The organism is Chryseobacterium sp. Leaf404 (genome assembly GCF_001424145.1).
GTDB lineage: Bacteria > Bacteroidota > Bacteroidia > Flavobacteriales > Weeksellaceae > Chryseobacterium.
The window spans coordinates 178,066-192,187 of sequence record NZ_LMQM01000010.1; the positions used below are offsets into that span (position 1 = coordinate 178,066).

A 14,122-nucleotide genomic window follows, 5' to 3' on the forward strand; every position below is an offset into this window, starting at 1 on the left:
CAAAGAGCGCGAAGATTTCTTTGATATTGTTCTGCATATTTTTCGATCGCAAAGGCGTTTGACTTCGTCGAATTGTTCAATTTCACTCAGCTAAGGCTTCCTATTGATTTTGAAATAACACTCTCATTATTTTACATTTTATTCTTAATATGCTTGCCTTCAACCTTGGCTCTTTTTACTTTTAACTTTTAACTTTGTTCTTCCTATAAACTTACCCCTCGTTTCCAGGGAATAAAATCATCCTGATTCAAAGCCACCGCTTTTGGAATAATATTCCCGCTTGCCACTTCAATACAGAAATCCAGAATATCTTCGCCCATCTGCTGAATCGTTTTTTCGCCACGAACGATTGCTCCTGTATCAATATCAATAATATCTGACATTCTTTCAGCCAGAACAGTATTCGTCGCCACCTTGATCACCGGACAAACCGGATTTCCCGTCGGCGTGCCAAGTCCTGTAGTAAACAGAATTAAAGTCGCTCCTGAAGCAGCTTTTCCCGTGGTGGCTTCCACATCATTTCCTGGTGTACAAACCAGACTTAATCCTGGTTTTGTCGCAGGCTCAGTATAATCCAAAACATCTACGACAGGAGAGGAACCACCTTTTTTTGCTGCACCGGCAGATTTTATGGCATCTGTGATCAGTCCGTCTTTAATATTTCCTGGTGATGGATTCATGTAAAATCCTGAACCGACTGCATGAGCAAGCTCATCATATTCCGTCATCAGTCGAATGAATTTTTCAGCAGTTTCCTGATTTACGGCTCGGTCTATTAATTCCTGTTCTGCTCCGCATAATTCAGGAAATTCAGCAAGGAGAACTTTAGCTCCCAAAACAGAAAGAATATCCGCAAGATGTCCGACTGCAGGATTGGCTGAAATTCCGCTGAAACCATCGCTTCCGCCACATTTCACCCCAACACAAAGTTTGCTGAGCGGCGCATCTTCACGTTCAATTTTATTGATTTCCTGAAGACCTTTCACTGTTTCAAAAATAGAATTTTTAATCATTATTTCTTCGCTGACCGCTTTCTGCTGTTCAAAAACGAGTAAAGGTTTATTAAAATCAGGATTTCTATTGTATAAATCTCTTTTGAAATTATCAATCTGGAGATGCTGACACCCCAGACTCAACAAAGTAACCCCTGCGACGTTGGGATGATCTGCGTAAGCTGCTAGAAGTTTACTCAGGGAATCTGAATCCTGTCTTGTTCCACCACAACCTCCGGTGTGATTCAGAAATTTGATGCCGTCAACATTTTTAAAAACTCTCTCTTTCGCCGGAATATTGGAAGGCGAAAAATTAAGTTCATCCAAATTATCTCCTTTGGAAATCGCTTCCACCAATTGTTGCGTGTAATCTTTGTATTTTGCATCGACCGCATATCCCAAACTGTCATACAGAGATTCTTTAATAATATCAAGATTACGGTTTTCACAAAAAACGGTAGGGATAAAAAGCCAGTAATTGGCCGTTCCCACATCGCCGTTTGAACGGTGGTAACCTTTAAAAGTTTTATGCAAAAATCTGGAAACATCAGGTTTTGTCCATTGATAATCCACTTCGCGATAGTAAAACGGTTCGGCGGCGTGTTTTGTATTATCGGTGGTCATTCGGGTTCCCGATGACAAGTCATACTGCGTTTTTCCGACCAAAACGCCGTACATGAAGATCTCGTCACCCTGTTTCATATCATTCATAAAGAATTTATGTTTGGCAGGAATGGGTTCCAGAATTTTATACGTTTTTCCTTCAAAAAAAATTTCAGTTTCCGAAGGAATATCCTGAAGGGCGACTAAAACGTTGTCTTTTGGATTTATTTTTAAAATTAAATTGCTCATTTTAATATCATTTAAACGCAAAGAGCGCAAAGATTTTTTTAATATTGTTCTGCATATTTTTCGTTGGCGAAGGCGCTCTGCTCAATAAAGAACATTCTTTTACTCAATTATTGTAGAGAACTTTTATTTCTGAACCTCAATGAAAACAGAAAAACAATGATAAAACAGAGTAGAGGTACAGCATACGAATGCTGAATATTCCCTGAAATATCTGTGATTTTACTGGCAAGAGGAGGAATGACCGCGCCTCCGACAATCGACATGATGAGAAGACTTGAAGCAGTCTTTGTATCTGCACCGGCACCTTCAATTCCCAAAGCAAAAATCGTCGGAAACATAATGGACATGAAGAAAGTCAATCCAACAAGCGCATACAAAGTAGAAATTCCTGATCCGAAAATAATCCAGATTGTGAGAATTACACTGATTACGCTGTACACTGAAAGTAATTTTTGTGGTGAAATGTATTTCATCAGAAAAGTTCCCGCAAAACGGCCGATCATAAATAAAAATCCTGCTACACCTGCGTAATACTTTGCTTCCTGACCTTTCATATCAACAGCGTCTTCTGCGAAAACCAAAAGAAAACTGAAGACATAAATCTGTGCACCGATGTAAAAAAACTGAGCCAGTACGCCCCATCCTACATTTTTCACGCCTAAAACCTGAAGATAATTTTTTGAAGAGTTTTCGTTGCTTTCAGTTACTTCCGGTAATTTTATGAATAGAAATAAAAACATGACCAGTAAGAGAATCGCTCCTAAAATCAGGTAAGGTCCTTTTACCAAAGCAGTTTCTGCCTGAATGTAAGCTAATTTTGCAGCTTCAGAAAGTGTTGAAAGTTCAGCCTGCGATTTTGGTTCTTCACTCAGTATAAAAATTCCGCCAACAATGGGAGCAATTGAAGCTGCCAAACCGTTGAAAGATTGTGCAAAGTTTAATCTCTGTGTGGCTTTTTCAGGTGGTCCTAAAACGGTGATGTAAGGATTTGCGGCCGTCTCTAGAACGGCCAGTCCACAGGACAAAATGAATAAAGCTCCAAGAAAGAACGGATAACTCACAGTATTGGCTGCGGGGACAAACAGAAAACATCCTGCTGCAAAGAAAAATAAACCCACCAAAATTCCTGTCTTGTAACCATATTTCTGAATAATCATTCCCGCTGGAATTGCCAAAAGGAAATAAGCCGCAAAAACTGCAGAATCCACCAATGAAGCCTGAAAATGATTTAATTGAAATGCACTTCTTAAATGTTTAATTAAGATTGGATCGAGGTTGTGAATAAATCCCCAGAAGAAAAACAGACTTGTGATCAAAATTAGTGGAAGTCCGTAATTTCTCTTTTTCGGTGAAGATAAAATTGAATTTCCGGTAGGATTATTATTCATTAATTTGGTTATTTTAAAATTATTCAGACTGTTTTTCAAACTATCAGTTAATCGGTTGCATCAACATTATTAATGATAATATTAAAAAAGTATTGATTAAAATTTAAACATCAATCTGATTTTTTAAAAATATAAAAATTAAACGAGAATAAAATTGATGATACATGATAGTGCATGACAGTTTGACATTCTGACAAGGTTCTGTGAAGCTGATAAAATTGTGTGAAATTTTGAATTCTAAAAAAAGGATGACTAGCTAATTTTATAGTATGGTTTTTTGAAATATTTACTTGGTTTTATATAAACTTTTTTTCTTTCTTTATCAAAAATCCAGTTGAATCTGCGCATCACATCGGCAGCAAGATAGTTCGTTTTCTGATTTTGAATATCTCCGGTGAAAAATCCAACACTGACATGGCTTAAACTATGACTTCCTATTTTTAGAAACGGTAAAATCCCCTGTTTTGTGGTGATCGTTTGTCCGGCAGAATTTTTTAACGATTTTTCTCCGGTGATAAACAGTTTCTCATCTAATTTATTGTCATCTGCAAATTGATTGCTGTACATCAAACCTCCCGAATAGCCAGACTGTAACAGAAAATAAGCTTTCGGCCGTTCAAGGTCTATAATACTCTCAGCAGGAATAAAATACTGACCGTTTTCCACTTTCAGATCAATTGCATCATAACCTTTCAAATCAGGCTCTTTATTATAAACAATAAACTCGCTGCGGTCATAATCAATTTTGAAAAATTTGTCTTTAAAAATTGCAATTCCTATTTTTCCGTCCGCTTCGTGACCGGTTAATTCGTTGTTGTAAAATCTTATATTTTTGTATCTTCTTTGTCCGATTTTCACTGTATTTCCGTCGCTAATTATATCTTTAAAAATGATGTGGTCAGCTTTTCTTATTCTTTCTGGTGAAATCGACGCATCTTCCATCGCAATCTGAAACATCAGATGAAGAGAATCTTTATCATTAACCAAAGTCTTAACGATAATATTGTTGTGCTTTGTTAATCTAAAAGGAATGTTTTGTTGTGCATTGAACAGAGCAAAACTGATGAGTATGAATGGTAAAGCTATTTTCCGGATCATTTTAAAATTAAATTGAGTCAAATATAGTCATTAAATTTTTCTCTATAAATTGATATATTTTGCTTTTAAATTTTGGTTATATTCGTCTAACTAATTTTTACTAATGACGAAACATCAACAGCGTGTGAAGGAAGTTCAGCATTTTTTTGACAATAAAGATACTGTTCTGGGATTCAGAAAACTGCTCGATTGTGCCATGGATACTCAAAACATGGAAATCTACAGGGAAGCCATCGAACTGACAGACTGGAAAGAAAAGTTCCCGACATATACCGAAGAACTGATTGAAAAATCTAGAATTCTTCTCACAAAAATCGAGAAAATTCCTGTGCAGGAACATTTAACGGAAAAATCTGTGCTTCGGGCGAGAAATATTCTGAAATCCTACGGAAGCAACCGGTTTTCTCTCGGTCCGGTTTCAATGGAAATCAATAAAGGTCAGGTTTACGGTTTGGTAGGTGAGAACGGAAACGGGAAAACAACCTTGCTGAGAATTTTAGCTAAAGAAATTTCCTTTAACGAAGGCGAACTGAACTATTCATTTAATCAGGAGCCCAAAGATGATTTTGATCTTTGTACCAAGCTGGTTTACATACCGCAGCGAACTGAAAAATGGTACGGAAGTTTAAAAGATAATTTGAAATTTGTCCTGTCAAATTACGGCGTAAAACCTGACGAAAACGAAACCCGCACACTGATGATGATTGCCCGCCTCGGACTTTGGAATTACAAGCATCTGAAGTGGAGCGAACTGTCATCGGGTTACAAAATGCGTTTCGAACTGGCGAGAACGCTCCTCAGACAGCCGGAAATTCTGCTTTTGGATGAACCGTTGGCAAATCTTGATGTGTTGGCTCAGCAGGTAATTCTGGAAGATTTAAAATCGATTGCAAATTCTGTTAATAATCCAATCGCTTTGATTTTGAGCTCGCAGCAACTGTATGAGGTTGAAAAAGTTTCAGACAAAGTGATCTTCCTGAAAAACGGTCAGTACAAAGACAATTCTGAACTGAATAATGCCGAAAATGACGGTTTAATTATAGAAATTGACACCCCAAGTTCTAGAGAAAGTCTGTTGGAAGTTTTCAATGCTTTCCAACTTGAAAAACTGAATTTCAATGGGGGTGTTTATGTTGCATATTTCTCTGCAGATACCGAGTTTTATAATGTATTGTCTGCTTTGGGAAATGCCAAAACCGATATTGTTTACATCCGGAATATTTCGTCATCCACCAGAAGATTTTTCGTCAATTAATACCTTATTTATTTAAATTACAATGCAAAAAATCAATAAATTCAATCAGTTTCTGCTCGAAAAATATCCTACGGTCTGGAATACCAAAATTGTGTGGATGCTTTCGGCGGGAATTGCCGTTCATATTTTATTTTTCGTCATAGGATATCTTTCACACATCAACCCGATGTCGCTGCAAACATCGAATGTTACAGATGACTACTTCCGTGACGGAATTATTCTCATTCATCTGATTATTTCCATTCTGATGATTGTCGGATGGCTGATTATGATGTTTAGAAACAATGCTTTCAAGAATTTTTATCCTAATTCCAAAGGAAAACTGTTTCTGCAGTTTGTTCAGTATTTTGTCATTATTTTTGTCTGCACTACTTTTTACTTTTCTTATATGGTGGGTTTCAGGACGTTTATCAACAGTAAATATCCTGATGCTGAGATGAAACAGAACATCGAAACCATCAACCTTGGAAACGCCTTTTTAAGTCAGAATTTAGAACTCTACACTTTAGACAACCGTCTTTCGCCCAAGCAGTTCTATGATTTATACTGCGAAACCGATATTAAGAAAGTAGACCGTACCAAAAAATATCACGTTTATTACAACAGAGTGTATCAGTTTAATTCTGTATATTCAAAAACATCTTACAGCAAAGATAATCAGAGAGAATTTATTATTCCAGAACCCGAAAATTCTGAAAAGAAAAAAGTGCTCTATTCTCTGAGAGATGGAAATAAATCTGAAACATTCTACTTCAAAAAAGATGTGGTTGATGTCTCTGAATTTGTAAAATCTGACGGAATCAGTTTCTATAATTTTTCTGAAGTTTTTTACGGAATTGAAAATCCGGTTAGAGATTATTATCCTGTAAATTATGATGAAAAAAACAATGTAAATCAACAGAACCTTGATCTTAAAAAGCAAAAAGCTGAAATCAACAGAAAAACCACACAACTTTTAGATAAAAATAATTCTGTGGATATAGAAAAACTGTTAACAGAATTTTTAAAAATTTCAAACCAGTTTGCTATTGAAAACAATCTTGACGCCAAGCAATGGACGAAAATGGTGTATAACCCAACAGAATTTAACGTCCGCTATTTCATTAAAAAATACAAACCCAGCATTGGGCAAGAGTATGATCCCACCAGTCCTCCAGCGTACGATTATGACGGTGAAACCGCTGTAGCAGTAGATTCTGTGGTAGGTGTTGTGGATGAAGATGCAGCGATTGTAGATGAAAACGGCAGGATTGTAAATGACAGTATTCTGATCAGAGATTTCAATCCGGAAATCAGTTCGCAGATTTCTCCCGAAGATTATTTCAAAAAAAATACAACAGATTATTATTACTACGCAGACAATCTGAAAGACTTTTTAGAAAGCGTTGACGATGTGAAAACGTATGACTTTTTCTCTCAGAATATCCACATTTACCTTTGGATTGCGTTTTTTCTGGCGTCATTTATCTTCAGCTTTAGAATTACGGGTTTGAAATCATTGTTGTTCAGTGTCATTTCGGCGGGAGTGCTTACCTTGGCTGTCACTTTAATTACCGTTCTCTATTCGGTTTCCAGAACCGGTGGCGAAGAGTATTTTGCGTCTTATCTGGCTTTGTTTATTTCACTGTATATTCTTTTCATCCCAATTTTCAGCATCAATAGGTTTAGCAAAATGGTAACTTCAGTTTTTGTTAATATCTCGCTGAACGGCTTCGTTTTATTTGTTCTTATGTTGTTTGTAATTGTTTCAATGCATCAGAAAGCAGCTTGCAGAGCCAGAGTTTACGATTCTACACTCAATGTTTCTTACGAAGACTGTCATTCTATTATAGAAATATTAGACCTAAATCTCAGCTATATTTTACTGATTGCGGGCTTTATTTTCACATACTTCTACACTGCCATCCTCCAAAAATGGAAGGCAAGACCGGAATAATTTTTTAAAATTAAATTTTATTTAAACCTTGTAAGTTTTCTTATGAGGTTTTTTTAAATTAAATCAAATTGGTTTCAATGAACATCAGTTTCATTTTTATGGCGCCTTTTCCGCCCTCCATTCCCGCTTTTTTGTGCCATCGCATTTCCCTCTGCTTACAAAAAGAGCTCCATTCAGGTCGGGGCGCGCGTGATTCAACTTTAAAACTGTTTGCGACATGATCACATATATTTTAACAAACTTTATCATCCCCAAAAACCAATTTCTTACAACCATTTTGTATTTTTATCAAAATTTAAAATAAAGTGAAAAAATTATTATTCGCAATTTGCATTTCGGCTTCGGCTTTCAGTTTTGCACAGGATTATTCGGTACCGGCAGCGAGCCCGCGTCAGAAAGTGGAGCAGCAGTTTTCTATGTCTAAAATCAGTATAGATTACGGAAGACCAGGCGTGAAAGGTAGAAAAATCTTCGGTGAACTGGTTCCTTACGGACAGGTTTGGAGAGCCGGTGCTAACTCATCTACAAAAGTTACATTCGGTCAGGCCGTTAATTTCGGGGGAAAAATGGTTCCTGCGGGAACTTACGGTTTATTTATCGTTCCTACAGAAAAAGAATGGAAAGTAATATTAAATAAAGATTTTCAGCAGTGGGGAGCTTATACTTACGATCCGAAACAAGATGTTGTGGATGTAACTGTTCCGGTAAATAAATTGGCTGATAAACAGGAGTGGTTTGAAATTACCTTAGACCCAACCGACGAAAATTCGGGAAATTTGGTCATCAAATGGGATATGGCGGAGGCTGAAGTAGCATTGAAACCTGCAAAACCTGAAGCAGTAACTAAAATTGCTGAGAAATTAAAAGAAATCAAAAAAATAGAATCTGACGCTGCGAAAGCAAAAAGTTAAGATATTTAAAAGATGAACTTTTCAATTCAACCTGTTTTAGAAAACGAAAAACATCAATTAATCCCCTTACAGCAAGGGGATTTTGAATTGTTGTATGAGGTAGCCTCCAATCCGAAAGTCTGGGAGCAGCATCCGAATAAAGACCGCTATAAAAGAGAAGTTTTTGAATTTTTTTTTAAAGGTGCAATCGAAAGTAAAGGTGCTTTTAAAATTGTGGAAAAATCAACTGGAGCCGTTTTGGGAAGTACTAGATTTTACGATTATGATGAATCTAAAAACAGTATTTTCATCGGCTACACTTTTTACGGAACCGATTCGTGGGGAAAAGGCATTAACCCGCAGATAAAAAAACTGATGATGGATTACATTTTTCAGTTTGTTGATATAGTATATTTTCATATCGGAAAAGAAAATCTCCGTTCGCAAATTGCTTTGGAAAGATTAGGCGGGAATAAAATTGCTGAAGAAGAAATTGCCTATTTTGGTGAACCGACCCGCACTAATTTTGTTTACGAAATCAAAAAGGAAAATCATTTTAGGTGAAATCACCTCACGCAGATTTTGCTGATGGAGCAGATTCTTTCAGGTTTAAATATTTGTTAATTATAAATTTTTTAAATATTTTCAGATCTAAAACAAAAACCGATCAGTAAAATTTAAAGCAGAATTATTTAAAAATCTTTCGTCAATTTTGTCTTCAAAAATAAACTATGAAAAAATATAAAATCCAGAAATCCCCTTTCGTCGTTCCTACCAATGACGGCAAACTGATAGAAGAACACTGGGGAAATTCCACCCAAACGCCCAACATTTCTATTGCCCACATGGTTGCTCCGCCAAACTGGAGCGAGCCGCATCAAACTCCGGAATTTGATGAATTTACCGTAATTATTTCCGGCAGAAAGAAATTCGAAATCGATGGAGAAGAAGTTATTTTAGAGAAAGGTCAGAGTATTATGATCGAAAAAGGAGCCAGAGTGCGGTACAGCAATCCGTTTGAAGAAATCTGCGAGTACATTGCGGTTTGTCTGCCAGCTTTTTCGATGGAATTGGTCAACAGAGAACAGGAAAATAATTAAAATATGGCGTTACAAATATGTCCGAAATGTAAGGAACAGTCGTTCACAAGGTTTTTAGGCGGGAAATTCCCTCTGCCAACATGGAGCTGTTTTGATTGTGATTACGAAGCAAAAGAAGTGGAGAGCGATAAGCAAACCTGCGAAAACTGCGGAGAGATTGCGAAAATCAGATTAAAAGATAAGGAAAAAGAATACTGCTGGTGTTCCAGTTGTAACACCGTCACTGAATAATTTAAAATATAAAAAACAAGATCAGGTTATTAACCACTGCTTTAAAATGACATTTTGAAAGTATATTTATTAATTTTTGCTTCGATTTAAATCTTAATTTCTTGAATTATTTCATTAAGTTTGCCGCACTAAAATATATACATGAAACAATTTTTATCTTATGGATTACTGTTGGCATTGGCAGTTTCCACAACGTCATGCGCGACTATTCTTACGGGTACAAAAGACAAAATTTCTTTTACTTCTCAACCGGAAGGTGCAAAAGTTTTTCATAAAGGTGTTGAAAAATGTACAACGCCATGTGAAGTGGAAATTCCTAGATCTCTGAGCAAGCAGACTGTCACTTTTGCAAAAGAAGGCTATGTTTCTCAGGAAGTAAAACTGACAAAAAAATTCAATGCCGTATCGTTGGTCAACATTCTTTTAGGCGGAGCAATCGGCGTGGGAATTGATGCAGCAACGGGCTCTTTAACCAAATATTCACCAAAAGCTGTTACCGCAGAGTTGGCGACAAAATAGAAAAAAAGCAGTGTAGATCATTTATACACTGCTTTTTTAAATTATTTCAAAATTTCCCTGAGAAACATCAGCGTATGATTCCAGGCTCTTTTTGCCATCACAGGATTGTAATCTGCCGATTTCGGGTCAGTAAAAGTATGTTTTGAATTGGCGTACGTAATAATCTGCCAGTCTGCCTTGCCTTCTTTCATTTCCTTAACCAAATTGTTATAATCCTCAGGCGTTACACTTTGATCTTCCGCAGGATTTTCCACTAAAATTTTAGTTAAAATCAAATCATTCGGTCTGGACTGATCTTTACCAATACTCCCGTGAATAGAAACTACACCTACAACAGGCATTTTCCCTCTTGCCACTTCCAAAGCTCCGGTTCCTCCAAAACAGTAACCAATGACCGCAATTTTTTCAGGAATGGCACCGTTCTTCTTTAATTCTTCCAAAGCCAAAGAAATTCTCTTCTGATAAGCCTGAAAATCTTTCTTATAAAAACCCGCCGTTTTAGCAGCAGAAGCATTGTCTGTCGGAATATTTCCTTCACCATAAATATCAGCGATAAATGCAATATAGCCCTGTTTTTCCAAATCAGCCGCAGCCGTTTTCGCTTCATCGTCAATGCCTTTCCAGGCGGGAAGAATGAGAACTCCGGGAAGTTTTTTCCCTGCATTTGAAGTAACTAAACCATTGAGTTTTTGTGCACCGTCCTGATAAGAAACTTTCTTAAGATTCTGACTGAAAACTGTTGCTGAAGCAAGCAAAGTTGCTGTAATGAAGATTGATTTAATCATATTTTATAGTATTTGATGTGAAATAAATGTCAAACAATGATACTTATAATTTTTTAACCTAAACACAATCTGCACAAATTATTCCACAAAGATTACAATCTTTAATTAATGTTATTCGTGAAAAATATTTATTGTACCAATGCTAAAAAAAATCGCTTAAAAAAAATTACAGATGTTCTTAAAACTTAGCCTTAAAATTAACCTTAACCTCCTCTTTAAAAATGATATTCCCCATTCTCATAAAAAGCATTAATATGCTGTAAACCATTCGTTAAAATGATTTCTTTTGCGCCGATAATGGAGTTGTATCTTGCGGTCTGTTCGAAGGTTTTCTCGGTCAGTTTGATTTGCGGAGCTTTGCATTCAATCAAAATTTTAGGCTGTGCTTTTTCCGTAATTAAGAGGTCAATTCTCTTGGTCAGACCATTCAGAACAATCTTTTTTTCCGTGATTAAAGCTGAAGTCGAATACGATTTCACCGTAAGATAATAATGAATCCAATGCTGTCGAACCCACTCTTCAGGCGTGAGCAAAAGGTAAGTTTTGCGCACCAAGTCATAGATAAAAAACTTATCTTTGTCTTTCTTGAATTTAAAATCAAAAGTTTCCTGAAAATTCAGTTTTGGAAGTTCCATTTATACGATGAAAGAATTAGATTTAATCCTCAAAAATATTAAAAATAAAGAAGTTTTACCGATTTATTTTTTCCACGGAGAAGAACCTTACTTTATTGATATTGCTGTAAAAGCCCTCGAACACGACTTTCTAAGCGAAGACGAAAAGGCATTCAACCAAACTGTAGTCTACGGAAAAGACACCACATACCCCGAAATTCTTTCTCTTGCCAGACAGTTTCCAATGATGGGCGACAAACAGGTGATCATTGTAAAAGAAGCTCAGGATCTGAGAATGGCAGAGGTGGACACCAATGCTCTGGAAACCTATTTCGAAAATCCCGTGCCATCAACGGTTCTCGTTTTTGCCCACAAACACAAAAAATTAGACAGCCGGAAAAAAGTAACTAAACTTTTGGACAAAGGGAAATTTTTATTCCTCAGTGAGTCGGTCAAAGATTTTAATCTTGCTAAATGGATTGCCGATGAATGCATCAGGCTTAATATAAAAACCGCCCCCAATATTTCTCATCTCCTTGCAGAATATCTCGGAAACGACCTTTCCAGAATCGCCAACGAACTGGGAAAACTCAAAATTATTTTGAAGGAAGGCGAAGTTTTAGACGGTACCATGGTAGAAAACCACATCGGAATTTCAAAGGAATACAATGTTTTCGAACTACAGAAAGCTTTAGGTTCAAAAAATGTTGATGCAGCGATGAAAATCGCTTATTATATGGGCAAGAATCCAAAAAACAACCCGTTTGTAATGATGTTGGCGAGCCTGTACAATTATTTTTCTAATATCATTATTTACAACACGATGATTGGGCAGTCTCCCAATTCTATTGCCTCGCAAATGGGCATTAATCCTTACTTCGTAAAAGATTTTGCCGAAGCTGCAAGATTTTATCCGCTGAAGCACGCGACAAGAGTTATTTCTACCCTAAGGGAATTTGACATGAAAGGAAAAGGTCTGGGAGCCGTAAACATGGATGATGCAGAGCTGATCAAGGAACTGGTGTACAAGATTATTAATATTGACAAAATAAAAACGAAAGTGTAGAGGGCAATTGTGAAATGTGAATTGTCAATTTTCCTATGTAAGTGAATTTTTTTTGGGCGACAAATTGACTGCGTCGAAAGTCAGTTTTGATATTTTTTATTATGGCGACAATTTCCGCCCTCCATTCCCGCTTTTTTGTGCCACCGCATTTTCCCTGGCTTACAAAAAGAGCTCCACTCAGGTCGGGTCGCAAGGTGTTTTTAACAATAACTTTTTAGTTAATATTCACAGTTGTTTCAATACAAAGATTTTAGAATGAAATTTTTTTTTGCAATCATATTCGTTTTACTTTTTCAGTTTTCTTATTCTCAATCCAAAATAAAATCAATATCGCCTTCTGTCAACCGGAAGGATTCTTTTAATATTCAAATTATTGAAACACTAGGGAAGTTTTTAGAAACACAAAGATCAAAATTTTGGCTGGAATCTGATATTAAAATGTTCAAATTTCCCTACCATGAGCTTATTGGTATAGAAAGTGGAAAAATGGGAAGTAATTTTTGTCAACCTTCATTAATGGAAATTATTTCTACTGGCGAAGAAGATAAAAAAATTGTGAAAGTAGCATATATCGGTTACAACGAAGAAACAGAATCAAATCTGATCAAAGCAATTTACAATATGATTGCAGTAAAAATTGAAGGCAAAATTTTCTTCAGTAAATACATTAATTATGTAACAAAAGATTGGCGAATCAAAAAGAGGATAATTTAACGTACTACATTTCGCCTTCGAAAAATTTCAATATAGAGGAAGTTGAAAGACAAAAAGCAGACATCAATCTTCTTTCAGAGTTTTTTGGAGTTGAGAAGTTTCAGATATTTTATTACTCCGCAGTTTCAGCGGAAGAAGTTTTTAAATTAAAAGGATTTGATTATCATCCGATGATGTATACAAGCAACTCTGGCGGATTTGCAGAAGATTACAATATCATCATATCTGGAAATAATTCCGAATATTACACGCATGAAGTGGTTCATCTATATACGTCTAAACTTTTCCCAGTAATAAATTCCTATTTCGATGAAGGAATTGCTACTTACTTTGGCGGAAGCGGAAAATTTGATTACCAATGGCAAAAAGAAAAACTGAAGAAATTCCTCACAGAAAATCCTGATTTTGATGTTTTGAAACATTTAAACGTTTACGAAAGATTATACTTTGAAAAAGAAACTCCGGTTCCTTACGTGGTTTCAGCCGTCTTATGTGAAATGATTATTGCGAAATTTGGTAAAGAAAAACTTTTTTCGGTTTTCAAAAACGGAACTTCGCTGGAGGAAAGTTTTAAAATTTTTAATCTAAACAGGAACAATATCAATTCAGAACTGCGTCAGTTTTTAAAATAAGTCTGTTACAGTTGGTTCATCGACTTTTAACATATTAAATATTGACAACT

15 protein-coding genes are annotated in these 14,122 nt (G+C 36.1%); 10 read left to right on the plus strand and 5 right to left on the minus strand.

The annotated features are described in order from the left end of the window. Positions 1-203 precede the first annotated feature (203 nt). From ASG31_RS06530 to ASG31_RS06540, 3 genes are all read right to left on the minus strand, one after another. A complete protein-coding gene (locus ASG31_RS06530) occupies positions 204-1,844 on the minus strand; it encodes a UxaA family hydrolase (protein WP_056029524.1) in 1,641 nt (546 codons plus the stop codon). A gap of 107 nt (positions 1,845-1,951) precedes the next feature. Then, positions 1,952-3,232, minus strand: coding sequence for an L-fucose:H+ symporter permease (gene fucP / locus ASG31_RS06535; protein WP_056029527.1), 1,281 nt, complete (start codon positions 3,230-3,232; stop codon positions 1,952-1,954). Positions 3,233-3,484: 252 nt separating this feature from the next. After that, positions 3,485-4,330, minus strand: a complete 846-nt coding sequence (locus ASG31_RS06540; RefSeq protein ID WP_056029530.1) for a hypothetical protein — start codon at positions 4,328-4,330, stop codon at positions 3,485-3,487. A gap of 103 nt (positions 4,331-4,433) precedes the next feature. Between ASG31_RS06540 and ASG31_RS06545 the strand changes: the two genes are divergently transcribed. From ASG31_RS06545 to ASG31_RS06570, 7 genes are all read left to right on the plus strand, one after another. Then, positions 4,434-5,585 (plus strand): ATP-binding cassette domain-containing protein, encoded by a 1,152-nt coding sequence (locus tag ASG31_RS06545; protein ID WP_056029533.1) that lies wholly within the window; start codon positions 4,434-4,436, stop codon positions 5,583-5,585. A 22-nt stretch (positions 5,586-5,607) separates the two neighbouring features. Further along, a complete protein-coding gene (locus ASG31_RS06550; RefSeq protein ID WP_056029536.1) occupies positions 5,608-7,521 on the plus strand; it encodes a hypothetical protein in 1,914 nt (637 codons plus the stop codon). A gap of 305 nt (positions 7,522-7,826) precedes the next feature. Continuing rightward, positions 7,827-8,432, plus strand: coding sequence for a DUF2911 domain-containing protein (locus ASG31_RS06555; protein WP_056029539.1), 606 nt, complete (start codon positions 7,827-7,829; stop codon positions 8,430-8,432). Positions 8,433-8,444: 12 nt separating this feature from the next. Continuing rightward, complete coding sequence (locus ASG31_RS06560) at positions 8,445-8,975, plus strand: GNAT family N-acetyltransferase (RefSeq protein ID WP_056029542.1); 531 nt, start codon at positions 8,445-8,447, stop codon at positions 8,973-8,975. 167 nt (positions 8,976-9,142) lie between these two features. After that, positions 9,143-9,511, plus strand: coding sequence for a cupin domain-containing protein (locus ASG31_RS06565; RefSeq protein WP_056029545.1), 369 nt, complete (start codon positions 9,143-9,145; stop codon positions 9,509-9,511). A 3-nt stretch (positions 9,512-9,514) separates the two neighbouring features. Further along, entirely contained in the window at positions 9,515-9,742 is a 228-nt protein-coding gene (locus ASG31_RS18455) for a hypothetical protein (protein WP_131725512.1), read from the plus strand. Positions 9,743-9,883: 141 nt separating this feature from the next. Then, the gene (locus ASG31_RS06570; protein WP_056029548.1) at positions 9,884-10,261 is read left to right on the plus strand and encodes a PEGA domain-containing protein; all 378 of its coding nucleotides are present in this window, start codon (positions 9,884-9,886) and stop codon (positions 10,259-10,261) included. A 41-nt stretch (positions 10,262-10,302) separates the two neighbouring features. Here the strand turns inward: ASG31_RS06570 and ASG31_RS06575 are convergent, their stop codons facing one another. Next, a complete protein-coding gene (locus tag ASG31_RS06575) occupies positions 10,303-11,046 on the minus strand; it encodes a dienelactone hydrolase family protein (RefSeq protein ID WP_185113200.1) in 744 nt (247 codons plus the stop codon). 215 nt (positions 11,047-11,261) lie between these two features. Next, complete coding sequence (locus tag ASG31_RS06580) at positions 11,262-11,681, minus strand: type I restriction enzyme HsdR N-terminal domain-containing protein (RefSeq protein ID WP_056029551.1); 420 nt, start codon at positions 11,679-11,681, stop codon at positions 11,262-11,264. Positions 11,682-11,688: 7 nt separating this feature from the next. Between ASG31_RS06580 and holA the strand changes: the two genes are divergently transcribed. The 3 genes from holA (at position 11,689) to ASG31_RS06600 (ending at position 14,072) form a co-directional block, all read left to right on the plus strand. Continuing rightward, positions 11,689-12,726 (plus strand): DNA polymerase III subunit delta, encoded by a 1,038-nt coding sequence (gene holA, locus ASG31_RS06585; protein ID WP_056029554.1) that lies wholly within the window; start codon positions 11,689-11,691, stop codon positions 12,724-12,726. A gap of 255 nt (positions 12,727-12,981) precedes the next feature. After that, positions 12,982-13,440 carry a hypothetical protein gene (locus ASG31_RS06595; RefSeq protein ID WP_056029560.1) on the plus strand — a complete coding sequence of 153 codons (459 nt, stop codon included), beginning with the start codon at positions 12,982-12,984 and terminating at the stop codon, positions 13,438-13,440. Next, entirely contained in the window at positions 13,413-14,072 is a 660-nt protein-coding gene (locus tag ASG31_RS06600) for a hypothetical protein (RefSeq protein WP_056029563.1), read from the plus strand. The genes ASG31_RS06595 and ASG31_RS06600 overlap by 28 nt, the downstream gene beginning before the upstream one ends. Positions 14,073-14,122 lie beyond the last annotated feature (50 nt).